Source organism: Paenibacillus sp. FSL H8-0260, from assembly GCF_045040625.1.
Lineage (GTDB): Bacteria > Bacillota > Bacilli > Paenibacillales > Paenibacillaceae > Paenibacillus_AQ > Paenibacillus_AQ odorifer.
In genome coordinates this window covers 562,582-581,834 of the sequence record NZ_CP150298.1, presented here as the reverse complement: position 1 = coordinate 581,834, position 19,253 = coordinate 562,582, and the positions used below count along the sequence as shown (strand labels likewise).

Annotated in this window: 11 protein-coding genes; 3 read left to right on the top strand and 8 right to left on the bottom strand. The window is 45.0% G+C overall.

Annotated features, from left to right (window positions below; all coding sequences use genetic code 11):
* Positions 1-122 precede the first annotated feature (122 nt).
* A complete protein-coding gene (locus MHI51_RS02550) occupies positions 123-1,154 on the top strand; it encodes a ribonucleotide-diphosphate reductase subunit beta (protein ID WP_036682584.1) in 1,032 nt (343 codons plus the stop codon).
* A gap of 180 nt (positions 1,155-1,334) precedes the next feature.
* Here MHI51_RS02550 and ssuE read toward each other — a convergent pair whose 3' ends face one another.
* Positions 1,335-1,883: an NADPH-dependent FMN reductase gene (ssuE, locus tag MHI51_RS02545; RefSeq protein WP_036682586.1), complete on the bottom strand. Its 549-nt coding sequence runs from the start codon at positions 1,881-1,883 to the stop codon at positions 1,335-1,337.
* 401 nt (positions 1,884-2,284) lie between these two features.
* On the opposite strand from ssuE, the gene serS reads away from it, so the two are divergent.
* Together serS and MHI51_RS02535 are read left to right on the top strand one after the other, a co-directional pair.
* Positions 2,285-3,574: a serine--tRNA ligase gene (serS, locus tag MHI51_RS02540; RefSeq protein ID WP_076276018.1), complete on the top strand. Its 1,290-nt coding sequence runs from the start codon at positions 2,285-2,287 to the stop codon at positions 3,572-3,574.
* 415 nt (positions 3,575-3,989) lie between these two features.
* Positions 3,990-10,298, top strand: coding sequence for a 5'-nucleotidase C-terminal domain-containing protein (locus MHI51_RS02535; protein WP_405173556.1), 6,309 nt, complete (start codon positions 3,990-3,992; stop codon positions 10,296-10,298).
* A 106-nt stretch (positions 10,299-10,404) separates the two neighbouring features.
* Here MHI51_RS02535 and MHI51_RS02530 read toward each other — a convergent pair whose 3' ends face one another.
* The 7 genes from MHI51_RS02530 to MHI51_RS02500 all read right to left on the bottom strand — a co-directional run bounded on the left by MHI51_RS02530 (position 10,405) and on the right by MHI51_RS02500 (position 19,228).
* On the bottom strand, positions 10,405-11,043 hold the full coding sequence (locus MHI51_RS02530; protein WP_341001005.1) for a histidine phosphatase family protein: 639 nt from the start codon (positions 11,041-11,043) through the stop codon (positions 10,405-10,407).
* A 38-nt stretch (positions 11,044-11,081) separates the two neighbouring features.
* The gene (locus tag MHI51_RS02525) at positions 11,082-11,885 is read right to left on the bottom strand and encodes an aminoglycoside N(3)-acetyltransferase (protein ID WP_076276015.1); all 804 of its coding nucleotides are present in this window, start codon (positions 11,883-11,885) and stop codon (positions 11,082-11,084) included.
* A 73-nt stretch (positions 11,886-11,958) separates the two neighbouring features.
* Positions 11,959-13,518, bottom strand: a complete 1,560-nt coding sequence (locus MHI51_RS02520; protein WP_341001004.1) for a response regulator — start codon at positions 13,516-13,518, stop codon at positions 11,959-11,961.
* Entirely contained in the window at positions 13,515-15,425 is a 1,911-nt protein-coding gene (locus tag MHI51_RS02515) for a sensor histidine kinase (protein WP_081387132.1), read from the bottom strand. The genes MHI51_RS02520 and MHI51_RS02515 overlap by 4 nt, the downstream gene beginning before the upstream one ends.
* A gap of 118 nt (positions 15,426-15,543) precedes the next feature.
* On the bottom strand, positions 15,544-17,238 hold the full coding sequence (locus MHI51_RS02510; RefSeq protein ID WP_036682600.1) for an extracellular solute-binding protein: 1,695 nt from the start codon (positions 17,236-17,238) through the stop codon (positions 15,544-15,546).
* A gap of 92 nt (positions 17,239-17,330) precedes the next feature.
* Entirely contained in the window at positions 17,331-18,221 is an 891-nt protein-coding gene (locus MHI51_RS02505) for a carbohydrate ABC transporter permease (RefSeq protein WP_036682603.1), read from the bottom strand.
* 17 nt (positions 18,222-18,238) lie between these two features.
* Entirely contained in the window at positions 18,239-19,228 is a 990-nt protein-coding gene (locus MHI51_RS02500) for a sugar ABC transporter permease (protein WP_036682605.1), read from the bottom strand.
* Positions 19,229-19,253 lie beyond the last annotated feature (25 nt).

Below are 19,253 nucleotides of genomic sequence, written 5' to 3'. Positions count from 1 at the left end.
GCTTTCGGGCGAACGCTAACGCTCCTACAGCTCCAAACTTCCTCTCCGTTACTCCATCACCGTCTTTCTATGAACAAGACACCAAAGAAAGATTACCAGCGCAAAAAATGGAGGGATAAGAAATGCAATTACAAAAGATTTTTAATACTGAAGCACCTAACCAATCCACACGCATTATCGACGGTGAATGCTCAGGTATTCTGAACTGGAATGATATTCGCATGCCTCATATGTACAAGCTGTATAAGGTACTGCTGCTTAATCACTGGATCGCGGATGAAATTCCAATGTCCAAGGATGCGCAACAATTCCCGATGCTGGATGCCGAGGAACAACGCGTATTTAAGATTAATATCTCCCTACTCGCTGTGCTGGATTCGATGCAGACGATGTTCGTGAGCGACGTGAAGCGTTATTTCACCGATTCCTCTTTGGAAGCTATCTCCGCTATTATCGGGCAGCAAGAAGTGGTGCATAACCAATCCTATTCCTATGTTCTATCCTCTATCGTGTCGGAGAGTGAGCAGAAGGAAATTTTTGAATATTGGAAAAAAGACCCTGTCCTGCTGGAACGCAATCAGTTTATCTCTGATATTTATCAAGAGTTCCGTGATAACCCTACGAGACAGACCTTTTTCCATGCGCTGGTAGCAGATCTCATCTTGGAAGGAATTTTCTTCTACAGCACTTTCGCCTTCTTCTACAATCTGGCCCGTGACCAGAAGATGATGGCAACCAGCCAAATGATCTCTTATATTCAACGTGACGAGAATCAGCACTGCTACTTCTTCGCAGAAGTATTTAAGCAGCTGCTCGTAGACTTCCCTGAGCTGAACACCAAAGAAAACATGGATTATGTATACCGTACCATCGACCGCGCGGTAGAGCTCGAAACCAACTGGGCTTATTACACACTTACTAACGTGCGTGGTATTGATCTTAACGAGCTTAGCGACTACATCAAATATACAGCGAACAAACGTCTGACTTTGATGGGTATGGAAAAAGCTTACCAAGGTGTTGACGTTAACTGTATGCCTTGGATCAAACCTTTCTCCGATGATGCGCTTAATGCTACCAAAACTGACTTCTTCGAAGCTAAGTCCCGCAACTATGGTAAGGTTGGCGACGATAACGGATTCGACGATTTGTAAGACCGGATATATAATAATCCCTATATAAAAAAGAGGCCATTCTCTACTTTCTTAGTGAGATGGCCTTTTTGCTATAGCTTATATAATGCAAAAAGCGCCCCTCTCCCCTGGTATCAGGGATGAAAGAGACGCTTATACGTTTGTTATTAGCACTAAGCACAGAAGGCTTGCTACTTAGTCTTATGCCTTGCGTTCCACACGATGTGTAGTTTCTTCTGCAAGCTCATCTAATGCATCGTTCAGGCGCAGCTTCAGCTCCTCAGCAAGCTCTACCACTCCGTGATCATTACGAACCACTTGAGAATCCACGGCATAGACGCCGCCAAGAATGTAACGCGCGCCCAGTACAGACAACACAGGTTTCAATGCGTAATCAATTGTGAGCAGATGTGCAAGACTGCCGCCCATGAAAAGCGGGAGTACAACTTTTCCGGCCAATCCCTTTTGTGGAACCAGATCTAAAAAGGTCTTCAACACGCCTGTATAAGAAGCTTTATAAACCGGGCTAACCACAATTACCGCATCAGCTTCCGCTACAAGGCCATTGGCTTTGACGATAGACTCACTTTCAAACTTAGTGTGAATCAAATCCTCCGCTGGTAGTTCTGCTACGTTAATACGCTCAACCTCGAAGCCCTGATTGGTTAAGCTGGCCTCCGCATATTCTATAGCTGCATTGATACGCGATACCAGGGAAGGCGTTCCATTAATCACAACAATTTTAGCCACTTCTCCACCTCTTCCATCCCACTTAAGCAGCTCACACTGCTTTATTTATTATCCCGACAAAATTACTTTAAATTAATACTAATCCTAACGTAGAATTGATATTTTTGTCAAACCATAACCACTTGCGCTCCTCCCACTCTTACGTTATACTAAGCAACAATATTAAATCCAACAATCAGGCCAATGATCGGCATCCAACCGTGAGGCGTCTGCGACCGGAGTCTACAACAACTCCCTAAGTTCACCGGGTTTCGCCCGTTACCGCGAAGACCAAAGAGGGTCGGATTGTTCCTGCAGTTAAGGAGATTCGATCAACCTGGGTGGCACCGCGAGCTGACGCTCCTCGTCCCATGGATGAGGGCGTTTTTTGCGTTTTTTTAACCAAAAAGGAGCGAAACGGTATGCTGGATATGAACTGGATCAAAGACAATCAGGAACTTGTAAGAAACATTACGGCTTGGAAAAGAGTCGACTTCCCACTGGATGAACTGCTGGAATGGGATGAGAAACGGCGCGAATTGCGCCAAGATACGGAACAGTTGAGAGCCCAGCGTAACGGGCTGACCAAAGAGGTTGAACGACTTTTACGACAGGGTGACAGCGTGGCAGGAGAAGCAGTTAAAGAACAAGTAAGAGAACTGAACAACCGCCTGAATCTCTATGAGGCAGAACTAACTGAGGCAGACCGGCGCTGTGGAGAACTCATGCTGCTCGCACCAAACCCTGTATCTCAGGATACACCGATTGGCCATGATGATAAAGATAATGTAGAACTGCGACGAACCGGAACGTTGCCGGAATTCGGCTTTAAACCGCGTGATCATGTAGAGCTAGGCGAGCTCCACAATATCATCGATATCCCCCGTGGCGTCAAAGCAGGCGGCCCACGCAGCTATGTGCTGAAGGGTGCAGGGTTGTTGTTACATCTCGCTGTACAAAGGCTGGCCATTGATGTACTAACTGCCCGCGGGTTCACGGTGATGGATGTTCCCGTGATTGTCCGTCCGGAAGCGCTGGAACGTACGGGCTTCTTCCCCGGCGGGATGGATCAGACCTATGAGCTAAACGGAGACAATCGCTGGCTGGTAGGCACATCGGAGGTGTCGCTTGTCTCGCTGTATAGCGATGAGATTGTCGAACTGGATTCGCCAATGCGACTCGCCGGAATGTCGGCCTGCTTCCGCCGTGAAGTAGGATCGGCGGGACGAGACGTGCGTGGCCTGTACCGTGTTCATCAATTCTCAAAAATCGAACAAGTTATCTTATGTCGGAATGATGAGGGCGTATCAGAGGGCATGCTGCAGGAGATTCTTGCGAATGCAGAGCATATTCTACAGCTCTTGGAACTTCCCTATCGGATCATGTCTGTCTGCACAGGAGATATGTCCCTGAAGACACATAAGCAGTATGACATCGAGACTTGGATGCCAAGCAGAGATGCATACGGAGAGACACACTCGGCTTCCAACCTGCTCGATTTCCAAGCTCGTCGTTCGGGCATTCGTTACCGGGATGCCGACGGTAAGCTGCAATACTGCCACACCCTAAACAACACCGCAGTGGCTACACCAAGGATCCTAATTCCGCTGCTGGAGAATCATCAACTGGAGGATGGATCCATTTACATTCCGCAGGCACTGCGTAAATATATGGATGGAATTGAACGGCTTGAGCTTCCGCACCAGCAGTGATGTGTTGTCCAAGTAGATTTAAAATCAATAATGCCCTTCCACTTCTGGATAAGAAGCTGGAGGGGCATTATTTTTGTTCCGATACATTCTATATAATTCTAATCACTATTATTTTCCCTATGTAAAAATTAACAAAACTCTAGAATAAATTTGTCGCAATCCATAATAAATTCAACAATATATATAACATAAAATTAAAATATCGGTGATCTATTAACCATAAAAATACTAAATTTATAATTAATATTGTATTTATGCACTGTTTTTATACTAAAATCACAACATTTCAATTTTTAGATTTAATTGATGCAAACTTTAATTTATATTCATGAAAGACAACCTTTCATTTTACATTTGAATGCTAAGATTTAATAGGTTGTAAATAAAAGATTCGAGGGGAGAATGACTTATCCAAATGATTATTTCTTCAAGAGTAAGGAAATGGTTCGCTACTGGACTGGCAATGTTAATGGTTGCCGGCAGTGTGTTACCAGCTGTCCAGACCGCCGAGGCAGCACCGGATAATAGCAATATTGTTATCTCGCAGGTCTATGGTGGTGGTGGAAACGGCGGAGCGGAATTTAAAAATGATTTTATTGAATTATACAATCCCACAAATCATCCAGTAGATTTGACTGGATGGAAAGTTCGCTATACCTCAGCGGCCGGAACCTTTAGTAGCGGAACAGACTTAAATGGAACCATCCCGGCAAATGGATACTTCCTTATTGAGGAGGCCGCTGGAACGGGAGGAACTACCGACTTGCCTACTCCTGATGTTAGCAAGGGAATCCTTGCTATGAGTGGTACAAACGGCAAAGTCGACCTCGTTGATAAATCAGGTACAACAATTGATTTAGTTGGCTACGGAACAGCTACAAATGTCGAGGGAAGTGCGACCGCTGCTCTCTCCAATACGACAGCCGCTATCCGTAAAGCTGCGGCTGGTGCACCGGCTGACAGCCGCGGTCTAGATACGGATAACAACTCTACGGATTTTGTTGTCCAAGCACCAAGTCCACGGAACAGCACCTACGGTACGTTACCTGAATTACCGGAAACTGCTAGTTCCGCAGTAGCTTTACCAGCCCCTAATGCCTGGCCGGCTGGTACAGAAATATCTTTGAATTCTCCAACGGTTGGAGCATCCGTCTATGCAGCTGTTTATGGATCAGGTGGTTCAACTAATTTCCAACCTTACACAGGGCCTATTACCTTAACTGAGGACACTACGATTAAAGCGTATGCTTCAGAACCAAATATGCCAGACAGCCCTATATCGACTTTTGATTACACCATTCTGGCCAAAACAGATGTTGCAACAGCACGCCTTGCTAGTAAAGGTCAGAATATTTTAACAGAAGGTATCGTAACTCACATTAATGCAGCAAAAATGTATATTCAGGATGAATCCGGCGGGATCGTACTTTATGGTTTCCCAGAGTTCGCAAACGTTGGAGATCGTGTTGAAGTAAGCGGCACAATGGATATCTACAGCAACCTGCAAGAAATCAAATTCCAAAGTGGACTTCAATACAATGTAGCTGCACAAAATGTTGGGGTGCCTGCACCAAAATTGATTACAGCAACCGACTTGTCTGCCGCGAACGGCGAAAGCCACGAAGCTCAGCTGGTAACTATGAATAATGTGACCATAGACAATGTAAATGGCAGCACGGTGACTGCTAGCCAAGGTGGACAACAATTCACAATTTTTTCAACCCTGCCTAAACTAGTTAAGGGTAAAACCTTTGACAATATCACTGGGTTTATCGAGCAATATAGTACGACTTATCAATTCATTCCACTTAATGAAAATGCTTTGGTGGAAGAAACTTTTTCCGTTATGGCCAGCCCTGGCGCAGGTCGCATCATCAAAGGAAGTTCTGTGACCCTATCCAGCCCTACTCTTGGAGCACAGATTTACTACACGACCAACGGAACTGAACCAACAACAGCAAGTAAGCTTTATTCAGATCCGATTACAGTTAATCAAGATCTTACCATCCATGCAATTGTCGTAGCAGATGGCAAGACAAGTAAGGTTTATACCTTTGCATATAAAGCATCTGAACTCCCTCGTATACATGATATTCAAGGAGAATCTCATACTTCTGAGTATGCAGGTCAGAACGTTTCCGATGTAGAAGGCATCGTTACCCAATATGGGTACACCTTCGCCACTGGCGCTTATAGAGGTTTCTTTATGCAAGACCCTCAGCCAGACGATAATGTAAACACTTCGGAAGGTATTTTTGTATACAGCACTAATTCATCCCTTAAGCCTCAAATTGGAGATTTAGTCCAAGTTAGTGGAGCTGTTTCCGAATACAACGAAGGTAACGCAAGTAATTTAACCTCTACTCAAATTACTATGACTTCAATAAAAGTAGACGCCTCTTCAAGTTATACTGTGCCAGAGCCTGTCGTACTTGGTAAAGGCGGGAGAGCCATTCCGTCTTCCATAATTGACAATGACGGCATGGCTGATTTTGAGCCTAATGAAGATGCAATTGATTTCTACGAATCGTTAGAAGGTATGCTCGTCAAGCTCCCTACCCCTACGATTATCAGTCCTTACTGGACAAGTGGTAGCGGAAATTCAATGCTGTATAACATCCCTACAAGAGTAGAAAATGAAACACCTGATGTCATCACACCAGCTGGTGGATTAGTTCTCAAAGAATACAACCAATACAATCCTCAGCGCCTCATCATTGCTTACGGAAATCCGGGTCAAGAAGTCATCACCGGAGATAAGTTCGCGGGAGATGTAACTGGCGTCATCGGATACAATAACGGTAACTTCAAAGTGATTCCGGAAAACGGTAAGCTTCCAGCCATCACTCCAAGTACCTTTAAGCAAGAAACAACTACTCTTGAAGTCAATGATAGTAAGTTGTTGATCGCATCGTACAACATTGAAAACTTCTACCCGGGTGTCGGAGCAACAAAAATCCAGAAACTAGCCGACTCCATCACAAACAATATGAAAAAACCTGACATTATCGGCGTTGTCGAAATGCAGGACAGCAATGGTGAAGCCAATAATGGTATCACTGAAGCAAGTGCAGCCGAATTGATTAAGGCTATTGAAACCGCTGGCGGTCCTGTATATAAATACACAGATATCGCTCCGGAGAACAATATGGATGGCGGTGCCCCAGGCGGAAACATTCGCGTAGGATTCCTGTACAATCCAGTAAGAGTACAGCTTGCGGACAGTGTGAACGGACAAAAAGGTACAGCTACACAATCCGTTGGATATAACGCAGCGGCAGATCAATTGACCTACAATCCAGGACGAATTGATCCAACAAACTCTGCCTTTGCAAGTTCACGTAAACCCCTTGCTGCACAGTTCGTATTCGGTGGCGAAACAGTAATTGTGATCGCTAACCATTTCAATTCAAAAGGCGGCGATACCGGTCCTTTCGGAAACGTTCAGCCCCCTGTATTGTCCAGTGAAACACAACGCCATAAAATAGCGGCGGTCGTAAACGGATTTGTCAAAGAGGTTCTGACTGCAAATCCTAAAGCCAATATCGTAGCTCTTGGCGATTTGAATGATTTCCAATTTACTAAAACTGCAACCCTCTTAAAAGGTACAGAACTAGACAATTTGATCGATAGATTACCTTTAAATGAGCAGTATACGTACACCTATGATGGAAACTCTCAAGTGCTAGATCATATTCTTGTCAGTAAAAATCTAACGGCTTCTTCTAAAGTAGATGTCGTTCATCTAAATGCCGACTTCTCACCATCGAACGGTCGGGTATCCGATCATGATGCGGTTTTAGCACAGATTGATTTTAATACTGCTGAAGACTTCCCACTAACCATTCTGCACACCAATGATACACATGCAGGATTAGATACTGTCAGCTCGCCAAACAACATCTTGCGCCGTGTAACAGCAATCAAAGATGCCAAGGCGACTACAGAGAATCCTATTCTTGTAGACGCAGGTGATGTGTTCTCCGGAACGCTTTACTTCAATAAGTATCTGGGTCAAGCAGATCTGGCCTTTATGAATCTGGTTAAATATGATGCTATGACTTTCGGTAATCATGAGTTTGATAAAGATTCCGATGTACTGTCCAAATTCATTGGCAACGCAAAGTTCCCATTTGTCTCCTCCAATGTGAACTTCTCAGCGGATGATATTCTTAGTAAAATGTTCACCAATGAAATCGGCCGGTCAGGTAATGCTGGAACCATCTACCCTGCGCTGATCAAAGAAGTAGACGGCCAACAGGTCGGTATCATGGGTCTGACGACAGAAGATACGGCGAACATTGCTTCACCAGGTAAAGTGACCTTTGAGAATGCCTTCGCTAAAGCGGAAGCAACGGTCGCTATGCTTGAAAAAGAGAAAGTTAACAAGATCATTGTTCTCTCTCACCTTGGCTATGAAGAAGATCTCAAGCTAGCCAAAGCCGTTAACGGCATTGATATTATCGTTGGGGGTCACAGCCACACGCAACTGAATCAAGCCGTTGTTGATAACACCGATCCAAAAGCACCGAAGCTAATTGTACAAACTGGTGAAAAAGGTCTTTTCCTTGGCCAACTTGAAGTTAAATTTAACAAAGATGGCGTACTGACCGATTGGAAAGACCAATTAATCTCCATCGATGCTAAAAACGGTACTAACTACGTTATCGCAGAGGACCCTGAAGCTAAAAAGATCCTGGATACCGAGTATAAGCCGGGTATTCAAGAACTAACCAATGAGGTAGTAGGAAATTCAGAGGTTGTTCTAAACGGCGTTCGTGATAATGTGCGCACAAAGGAAACTAATCTTGGTAACCTGATTGCCGATGGCATGCTTTATGCAGCTCAAAAAGCGGGCACTAATGCCGTAATCGCCTTGCAAAACGGCGGCGGTATTCGCGAATCCATCAACGAAGGACCGATCACACAAGGCGAAGTACTCGGCGTACTTCCATTCAACAACGATCTGGTTACGATCACTTTGACTGGACAAGAAATTAAGGATGCTATGGAGAACGGGGTTTCCAAAACGCCGGCAGCAGACGGACGTTTCCCACACGTTGCAGGGTTGAAATTCTATTACGACTCTACGAAACCTGTGAACGAACGTGTATTGCGTATTGAAGTGAAAAACGGGGATAAATACGTTCCTCTAGATCTAAAAGCATCTTATGAAGTAGCTACTAATGCTTTCACAGCTAAGGGTGGAGATTTCTATACTTCACTTGAAAAGGCTTATAAAGAAGGCCGTGTGAATCTGCTGTACCTACCGGACTTTGATGTATTTACGAAGTATCTGCAGAAGGTTGGAACGGTCACTGCGAACACTTCTGCCGTTGAAGGCCGGATTGTTGATCTAAAAGGTGCACCACTGCCGGAGACAACTCCGACACCAGACCCAACACCAGACCCAACACCAGCACCAACACCAGATCCAACTTCAGTACCAACATCAGTACCAACATCAGTACCAACATCGGCTCCAACAGTACCAACAGCTACAGCTACACCATCACCAACTGTTGCTCCAACTGTGGCTCCAATTGCTTCAGCACAAGTAACAACAATTGATGCTGCTGATCTAACCAAACAACTTGCTGAACTGCCAACGGGTAGCCAAGAGCTGGTTATTCCGGTTAAAGCCACTACAGGCGGCGCTCAAGTAGTGCTTCCAGGCAGTGTGCTTGTAAAACAAGCAGCAGCACAACCTAACACAGTTCTTACCTTTACTACGGATGGTGCTTCTTATTCCTTGCCACTCCGTGTTGTAAACAGCGCAGCACTTGCCGCTCAATTAGGCACCAGCGACTTTACAATTACGGTATCCATTCTAGTAGCGAATTCGGGAACACTAAACAGCACAAACCAAGCTATCGCCTCACAGCTGGGTAATGCTACTTTAGCTGCTCCAGTAATCGAATTCAGCGTTTCAGCGCAAGCCGGAACTAAGAGTGTGCAGTTGAACAATTTCGGCAGCACTTACGTGAAGCGCACGATCAATGTACCTGCCGTCTTAAATTCAAATAACGCAACGGCAGTGGTCTTCGATCCTGCTTCAGGTAAGATCTCCTTCGTGCCTGCTATCTTTGTTCCTAAAGCAGATGGAACAACGGACGTTACGATTAAACGGAACAGCAACAGCTACTACACCGTTGTTAAGTCTTCCAAAACGTTCGCAGATATTAACGGACACTGGGCTAAATCATCTATTGATCTGTTAGCTTCCAAGCTGATCGTCAGCGGAACAAGCAACGATACGTTCTCTCCTTCACAGTCGATCACACGTGCTGAGTTCGCGGCATTAATTACGCGTTCTCTGGGACTTGCGACAGCTAATGGTGAGACCACATTTAAAGATGTAAACCCAAGTGCTTGGTATGCTGATGCTATTCGCACCGCAGCAGAAGCCGGATTGATTTCCGGTTATACCGATGGCAGCTTTAAGCCGGGTAGCCCAATCACTCGTCAGGAAATGGCCTCGGTATTAGCGAAAGCCATCAAGTACACAGGGAAAACCTTAAATGCCGATCCTGCAGTACTGGCTAAATTCAGTGACGCAGCAAGCATTCCAGCTTGGTCTCAAGCAGCAGTAGCAGAAATCGCTGCTGAGGGAATTATCCAAGGAGCAACAGATGGATCCTTTGCTCCACAGAAGCTGGCAACTCGTGCCGAAGCGGTTACGATGCTGGAGAAGACATTGAAATCTCTCCAGTTTATCAACTAGCAAAAGCTGATTTCCAGCTCTGAAGTCAAAAAGGCGGTTCTTCGAGTGCGTAATGCACCCGAGGAACCGCCTTTTTTATAAACCCAATCTGATCTTGCAGGAAGTGTTATGATTCCATCCCAGCTTCACTCTCTTCGTAATGGCTCGTATCCCCATGCAGCAGGATTTCGGGCACACCATCCGTAAAATCAACCCTGCATAAGCAGGTCGGATAAATGTAAGGCAGATCCCAGAGCTTAGGCAGCGCTCTGCCCTCAAAATAGGCCATTAACAGCTTAATCACTACTGTATGTGTGACAATAAGAATGGTCTCACCTTGATGCTCAACGAGAATTTCCTGAAGCTTACCCAGCGCCCGTGCCTGCACCTCTGCGAAGGTCTCACTACCCTCCACTTTAAACTGCTCAGGGTCTTGCCAGAAATTGCGATGCTGCTCCGAATACTCGCTCTCCAGCTCAGTAGAATCACGGCCTTCCCATACCCCCATGCCAATCTCTTTGAACGCCTCAGAGGTCTTAAGCGGAGTACTCCGCTCTCCTCGAATAATTTCAGCTGTGCGCAGCGCCCTTGGGCTGGGGCTTGCATAGATGACATCCAGCTGTTCAGTGTGCATCCCCCGGCTCAGCCATTCAGCCTGTTGTACACCAAGCGCTGTTAGTTCAGAATCCATATGTCCCTGCATCCGATGCTGCACGTTCCATTCCGTCTGACCATGCCGGGTTAAAAATATCGTTGTTGTACTCATGCCAGCTTCTCCTTCCGTTTCCCCTATCCAATGAGGTTTTACTTCCTGTTCTGTTCCATCCAGTTCACTGCATAATCAACGATTTCCCGTTGCGGAATCAATTGAGCGGTTGCGGAAGCAACCTGTCCATATGTAATAAGTCTCGTCTCTTGTCCAAACTGATCTGCCAGCTGAACGAAATCGTCAGAATCCCAATCCAGCTCCTTAAATTCCACCCACTGCCTAACTCCATCCACCATAATGGGCGCCCCGCCAAGGGTTTCCTTCTTGCCAGCATAAGATGCGCGGCATTCGGCAAGATGCAGGGAAGTATTATTAAGATTGCCAACACCCAGCAACAGTACATGTCCGCCCAAATCGTAAATACGAGCCAGCGGAGAATCTTCCCCCAGACCCGTTTCAAGCGAATGACCATACATAATTTCGTCTCTATGCTTGCCCCAAGCGGCAAACGAATGAATCGGATGGTCACTGCGTTTTACTCCTTTTTGTTTACGGAAGCAGTCCGGAATAACCCCCATTCCTCTAAGTTGGGTCAGGTCTGGATCATAAGCCGGCATCTGCTCGCGGATACTCTGCCACCACGCCTCCGGCACCGGTGGGTTGCTCCAGCCTGCGGGATCAGTCAGGTCACTGGAATGTGTGGGCATTACCAGCGTGCCAGATTCTCCGAGGACCTCCTCCAATGCCAAAATAACAGCGACCGGGCCCCCGGCTACCCATTGGCCTAACGATTTAAAAGAAGAATGCAATAAAATCGTCATGCCCGCCTTAACGCCCAGTCGACGAAAATCCGCTGCTAATGTCTGAACCGTAATCAAATTGCCTTGTATTTCTTCCACCCTTCATTCCTCCAATGAATCTTCTCAAATCCATTATATAGGAGGGCCGCTTCTAAATGCATCTTCAATAGCCTCAACACTCTTCGGATACTATTTTCGCTCTATAATCACCTGGGGAAATCCCTTCCAGCTCTTTAAAAACACGGGCAAATTGTTTACTGTTCTCGAAGCCTACCTCTTCTGAGACTGTTGCGAGTTTACTGCAGCCTTTTGCCAATAGCTCTTTAGCATGACGGATGCGGACCTTTTTTAAATAAATAACAAAATTCTCACCGGTATATGCCTTAAAGGCTTCGCTAAAATAAGAATAATTCAAGGATACATGATTGCTGACCATAGCCATATTCAGTGGACGGGCGTAGTTGGCTTCAATATAGCTCAGTGCCTCTTCCATATCCGCATGCTCGGTATGCGCGGACCTTACGCCTACAATGTATTCATTCACACTCAAGAGTAAGTTCTCCAGCGCACGATAATATTCGTGGAAATGACGATAGTTGTACATATTGCCTACCGTGCGATACAGCTTCAATACCTCTACCGAGGCTTCGCCATGTACCCGAAATACTTCATCCAACACCAGTTCGTTTACATTCTGTCCCACGGACTCCAGATAAGCTAGGTCCAGTTCCTTCAAATGCTCAGTTTGAAAAATCACAGATAGAAGATGCTTCATCTCCTTCTCGCGTTCTGTTCCCAGCATATTGAGCAGCTTGCGAAGCTCTTCCTTAGGTAACGGAAAGTTAGACCGTCCCTGACCAACATCCCCATAATCCAACAAACTCACTTGCGGATATAAAAAAGTATATTGCAGTGCCCGGCATGCTTCCTTATAACAGGAACGGAGGTCCTCAAGACTTCCTCCTTCGCTGCTAATCCCAATCGATAATCCCTTTATTTCCTTAGCTTCAGCTTGTCTGGACAGCTCTATAAAATCCTGTTTTCTGCTCCCGATCAAGACTAATTTGCCATCCCAATCCGTTGTGATTTCCGAGAAAAACTTTTCAAGCGGTCCGATCAATCGTTCCGCCAGTCCCTGAACATCCCCCGACTTCATTCTTGTTCCGTCATTGTAATAGTAATTCAACACACCAACTGTAAAAGGTGCTTGCAGATCACTTAGCCACTCTTGCTGCTCACGCTCCAGCGGAACCTCCTGCTGCATTAGCAGTCCCCGTAAACGACTGGACCGCAGTTCCCTGCGGAAGTGTTCCGTTTCCTGTTCCAGCTGCCTTGCGCTGAGATCCTGTTCTTCCTGTTCCTTATCGATATTCTTCAAAATTTCGAACAACTCATCTCGGCGAATCGGCTTCAGCAAGTAATCCTTTACGCGATAACGAATCGCGCTTTTGGCATATTCGAAATCATCATAACCGCTTAAGATGAGCACTGCTGGGCTTTTCTCACCACTTTTTAGCTTAGATATCTGCTCCAACAGTGTAATTCCATCCATCACTGGCATACGTATATCTGTAATAATAATATCTGCACCTTCGGTCTTAAATATCTCGAAACCCTCTGCGCCATTACTCGCCATTGTGATGGTATACACGGACGGAAATTCTCTTTCTATCATAGTCTTGAGACCGTAACGGATATTCTTTTCATCATCAATGATCAGTAGCTTCTTCATAGTTGTTTTTCTCCTGTCAAAAGAACTTTCGGCAAGGTCAGACGTACCATCGTCCAACTCCCTGCTTCACTCTGTACTACAAGCCCATATTCATCACCATAAAAGATTTGCAGTCGCTGATGTACATTTCTCAGTCCAATACCACCTGTTCGGCGGTCAACATCCCTCTGTTCTGAAGCACTCTCACAGCGCTCATCTTTCGCATAAATCGCCTCGTTCAAAGCAACCAAACGCTCTGGAGTTAAGCCGATGCCATTATCACGAAGCTCTATGCAAATATCACCTTCCGTTTCCGAAATATGAATATGAATGTTCGGGTCCTGTAAATTCTCTTTCTCGTCGCACCAAGCATGCTTAACACTGTTCTCTACAATAGGCTGCAGTGACATTTTCAGCACCTCCAGCTCCAAATATCGAGGTTCAATATGAAGCACTAACTTAACCGGATATTCAAAACGAATATTCATCACTTCAATGTAATTTTCAATGTGGCGGACTTCATCCCGCAGCTTCACATACTCTCCGGACCATTTAAAATTATAGCGCATCATCCCACCCAGCGAGGTCAGTGCGTCCGAGATCGTTCGCTGGTTCTCAATTTCAGCCAGCATTTTTATATTTTCCAGCGTATTATATAAAAAATGTGCGTCAATCTGGTTATGCAGCGTACGCAGTTCAGCCTCTTTAGACAACGCCTGCTTGCTCACTGCCTGAGCCACCAACGTATTGATGGTGTTCATCAGCTTGGAGAAATGATGGGCAAGCTCCCCGACTTCCCCTCCACCACGAATCATTATTCCAGTGTACGCTTCACCTCTACGCACTTTTTTCATCGTTTCGGTCAATCTACGCAGATTTTTTAGAATAAAGGCATTTGTCACATAAGCGATCAGCGTTAGTAAAGTAATAAAACCAACATTGGCTCCAATGATTAAGTTGCGCGTGCGGGAGATATCCTTCATCACTCCTTCCATTGACACTACATTTAACAAATAAGCATCAATTCGTTCTAGCGGAGTGTTAATTAACAAAAACGATTTACCATTCTCCGAGTAATTACTGTCCCATTCGCCAGTTTCCCGGAACTGCTTATACCGTTCTGCAATCATATCAGCCATCTCTAGATTATCCTGCAAAAAAGAATTGTCCGGCCTGGTGAAAAGCTGCAGCTCACTATCCACAAGAAACATCTGGGTCTGATTATCCCGTACATCTGTATACGTCTTGGGTGTAAATCGACTAAGCAGCATATCCACCTGCACCATGCCGATATGATTGTCTGCTGGCCGACTCTTCTCACGCAGCAAAGAAACCTTTGGCAGACTCTCCGTCGGTGCTCCCAAGTATCTCTGCATCAAATCCGGATCATTTTTCTGAAAAGACCAGTATTCCTGCCCCTTCAATTGAAGCGCTTTCTGAAACCATGGGGTGGAAGAAACCCGCTCTTCGCGAAAGATAATCGGCCAAATTTCATGCACCTTATTACTTCTCGAATACAGCCGTAAATGCTCAATATTCGGATTATTAAATTGAATACGAGTCATATTCACATAAGCATTTGTATTAAAATCAACCAAATCTACTAGCTGCGGTTCGGTTTCATTCGCTAAGAATTTTTCTACTTCGGCATCAGAATAAGCCATTTGCGCCGCCCGTTCCATCGCTTCGATCTGATTATGAATATGCAGCTTCTCCATTTGCGACAAATAATCATTTTTCTCGACGGCATCGCGGAGATAGGTATTATTAATGGCTTTATAGGAGTAGACAGAAACCAGCATACACGGGCCTAAAACAATAAAAACATAAGCTGCAATTAAACGGCTCTGAAGTGATCTTCGCCCCCACCAATAACTAAAAGAATGCCATAATGCTCTGGTTCGATCTCGCCTATTCACTTTATACACTTCTGTCCTGTCCACCTCGCTAAAATAGTGAATATTCAAATACTTAATATCTATTCCTTATTATAATTCGAAAATAACCCAAAAGCCCGCAGTTAGCGGGCATTTTGGGTCATGCTTTTTATTTTATGGACAGCTTCACTTTATTCTCTTCATATTTCTTTTGTTGGTAGGCATCAAATACATCTTCGCCTTCCTTCTTTCTCTTCTCTAAATACTCATTCCAAATCTTATCGAATTCCGCATCGGAGGAAGCCATGAGCAATTTCGGCATAGTTTTACCGCGCAGCTGTTTCAGCTTCGAAGCGATGATACCTTCAGGAGAGTTTCCTGTTGGTTCGATTTGTTGGAACTCCGAGGAGCCTATGGATTTACCTCTAGTCCAATCTTCCAATTGCTTAAATGGTTCTACCGATTTAGGAGCCCATTGGTCTGTGATATTCGTATTTTGCAGCATCCAGAATGTAAAGGAAGATCCGATTTGCTTATCAAACGTCGAACGGTCTTTATTCATCAAATCAAACACTTCTGGTTTAAATTGATCTTTTCCATCAATCGTATCGTAGCTGACACCTTTTTCGCCTAAGAACAAGTCTTTGTTGCCTTCTTCACTGTTCAAGTAGCTGAGGAAGCGGATAGCACGTGCTTTATCCTTAACATCTTTGGAGATCAGTGTTACCGTCCAACCGGAGATACCAGGGCCATCAAGGGTTGGTTTATCCAAGTTCGTATTGGAAGGTCCGTCAACAGCGATATACGTTTTAGTTGGATCCTGTTGGTAAATCGTTCCTAGTTGTGCTGCAAAGTCTGTACGTTGATACAGCATTGCGAAATAACGGCCTTGGGCAATTTTTTCTTCCATTTGTGGGCGTTTGTCGATAAAGATATCTTTAGCCAGCAGACCGTCTTGATTCGCTTGACGAAGTGCCTTCATCCAGCGGATATATTCAGGATCGGTTTCACGAGCATATACCTTGCCATCTTTTTCTCTTGGGATTGCCAAGAAGTTCTGCAGGTAACCTTCCAAAGAATCGTTACCGTTCTCGGTAAATTCATGCAAACCAAGTGGAATAAGCGGCTGTCCATTTACGTCAGGGAATTTCTCTTTCGCTAATTTAAGCGCATTCAAGAAACCTTCTGGTGTGCGCATATCTGGACTTCCAATAGCTTCATACATATCCTTGCGGACAGCGAATACTTGGTTGGATACGTAATTTTCTCCATATTTCTCATAGTCGGCAGGAGAGGAAGAAGAGTTAGGATAGCCATACACATTGCCGTCTTCTTGTGTATACCAGCCCAGCTTATCAGCATCGGATACTTTAAAGAAGTACGGATCATATTCATCAGCAAGTTTGTTCAATGGAAGAACAAGTTCACCTTCGACCATTTTCTTAATCGCATCTTCCCAGAAGCCCAAAGTGATGAAATCAGGCAATTTACCGGATGCAATCAGCGTGTTAAGCTTCTCATTCTCGTTACCAGCCGGAACGATGAAATTAATATCAACTCCGGTCTTCTTAGTTACATATTGGGAGGTTGGGTCCACGCCCCATTTATTAGGGAACCATGAGAAGTTCAGGTACCAGTCAAATGTAATAGGTGAAGTATCAATCTTCCATCCCGGTTCATCTGCTGATAATGCAGCAGCAGTCGGTTCAGCACTTGCCTCCGTATTAGTAGCTTTAGCGCTGTTAGCATTACCTTCGGCATTCTTGCCAGCATTATTCCCGCTGGAGCAGCCTGCGGCTGACAATGACATCATTATTGCGAGAAGCAGAACTCCCATTGCTTTTGGCTTACGTTTCATGCCCATGCTTGTTTACCCCTTTTCTATGAATGTTAATTATAAGCTCAACCCCAGTGCCTACAGCTGTAGGCAACCGGAGGAGTTATCACTGCTAGACATCAGCCCTTAATGGAGCCGATCATCATCCCTTTAACAAAATAACGCTGCAGGAACGGATACACGAATACTATCGGCAGTGTGGTCACTACCATCGTCGCCAGCTTAATGGACTGTGACGTTACGCTTCTCGTAACGCTGCTGCCTTGTACAGCGACCATCATTTGACTAGAGCTCGATTGTGCGACGACCCGGAACAAATACGTCTGAATCGGCTGTAGATCAGTATTATTGATATAGATCATACCCGTGAAGTAATCATTCCACTGATACACGCCATGGAACAGCGCAATGGTAGCAATTACAGGCATGGATACTGGAAGTACGATTCTTAGAAAGATGGACCAATCATTAGCACCGTCAATCCGTGCCGCTTCTTCCAGCCCATCGGGAATCTCCCGGAAGAAGGTCATGAAGATAATAAGATCAAAGAAGCTAAACATAACCGGAATAATATAGACTAGGAAATTCTCCAATAGGTGAAGGTCCTTCATCAGCAGGAAGGTAGGAATGAGTCCCCCGCCAAAAAAGAGAGTCACTGTACCCATCAGCATGTAGAACTTACCACCAATGAGGTTTTTTCTGGAGAATGCATAAGCTACCATCGCTGTGAAAAATACATGCAGTACAGTACCCAAAAGTGTTTTGGCGACAGTAACCCACATCGCCTGCATGATGCCGGGGCTGGCAAACACGGCCTCGAAATTCTCAAAGCTGAACATCCGCGGCCACCAGTAGATTCCTCCCCGCATGGCGTCATTACCGTTATTGAAGGCGTTAACCAATACGTACCAGATCGGGTAAAGCGTTATGAAGCAGATACATAACATGATGAGGTTATTGATGATATCGAACAGGGCCTCGCCCTTCGTTTTACGCTTAAGTGCAAACATATATGGTCCTCCTTATCCTAGAACAACGATGTATCGTTGATTTTTTTAGATACTTGGTTGGCAATCAGCAGCAAGATTAGAGCGATAACCGATTTTAACAATCCAACTGCAGTTGAGTAAGAGAAGCGGCCTGAGAGAATCCCTGTATAGTACACATAGTAATCAATTACATTACTTGCACTATCATTCAGTGAGTTGCGCAGGACCAGAATCTGATCAAAGTTGGAGTTCAGCACTCCGCTGACCGCGAGAATGAAGAGAATGCTGATTGTCGATTTAATCGCCGGCAAGGTAACATACCACATCTTCTGAAATCTGCCCGCGCCGTCGATTGTCGCCGCCTCGTACATTTCAGGAGATACACCGGAAATTGCTGCTAAATAGATAATCGCTGACCATCCAAGTTCTTTCCAGATATCAGAGGAGATAATAATTGTCCAGAAGTAACCAGGCTCAGCCAAGTATGTAATTGGCTGATCAATCAGATGAAGCGCTAGCAAAATGTTATTGATAATTCCTACATCAGCAAGCCATGTAGCCAAAATCCCTCCGAGTACCACCCATGAGAGAAAGTGGGGCAAATACGAAATCGTCTGTATGGTCTTCTTGAATTTCATTGAACGAACTTCATTCAGAAATAGAGCAAATATTATTGGCAATGGAAATCCGATAATTAGCTTAAACAAGCTGATGCCGAGCGTATTTTTAATTACATTCGAGAGATTGTCATCATCCATGAACTCTTTGAAATGTGTAAGTCCCACCCATGGGGCTTCTGCAATCGTTTTAACGATGTTGTAATCTTTAAAAGCAATGATAATTCCATACATGGGAATGTAGTTAAAGATTATCATCCACGCAATGCCGAGTAGAGCCATTGTCTGCAAATGGCGCTGGGCAATGAACCTCTTCCAAAGCGGGCTCCGATTTACTTTACCGGTTTCGAAATTGCCAGGAATTAACGGCTTCATCGCTGAGCTTACTTCCATGCTTTTTTTGTTCTCCATCCTTTGGACCTCCAGGCTCTATATC

Coding starts and splice junctions, on each gene's coding strand:
- MHI51_RS02550 (WP_036682584.1), top strand. CDS start 123: ATGCAATTACAAAAGATTTTTAATACTGAAGCACCTAACCAATCCACA.
- serS (WP_076276018.1), top strand. CDS start 2,285: ATGCTGGATATGAACTGGATCAAAGACAATCAGGAACTTGTAAGAAAC.
- MHI51_RS02510 (WP_036682600.1), bottom strand. CDS start 17,238: ATGGGCATGAAACGTAAGCCAAAAGCAATGGGAGTTCTGCTTCTCGCA.
- MHI51_RS02530 (WP_341001005.1), bottom strand. CDS start 11,043: ATGAGTACAACAACGATATTTTTAACCCGGCATGGTCAGACGGAATGG.
- MHI51_RS02505 (WP_036682603.1), bottom strand. CDS start 18,221: ATGTTTGCACTTAAGCGTAAAACGAAGGGCGAGGCCCTGTTCGATATC.
- MHI51_RS02520 (WP_341001004.1), bottom strand. CDS start 13,518: ATGAAGAAGCTACTGATCATTGATGATGAAAAGAATATCCGTTACGGT.
- MHI51_RS02500 (WP_036682605.1), bottom strand. CDS start 19,228: ATGGAGAACAAAAAAAGCATGGAAGTAAGCTCAGCGATGAAGCCGTTA.
- MHI51_RS02535 (WP_405173556.1), top strand. CDS start 3,990: ATGATTATTTCTTCAAGAGTAAGGAAATGGTTCGCTACTGGACTGGCA.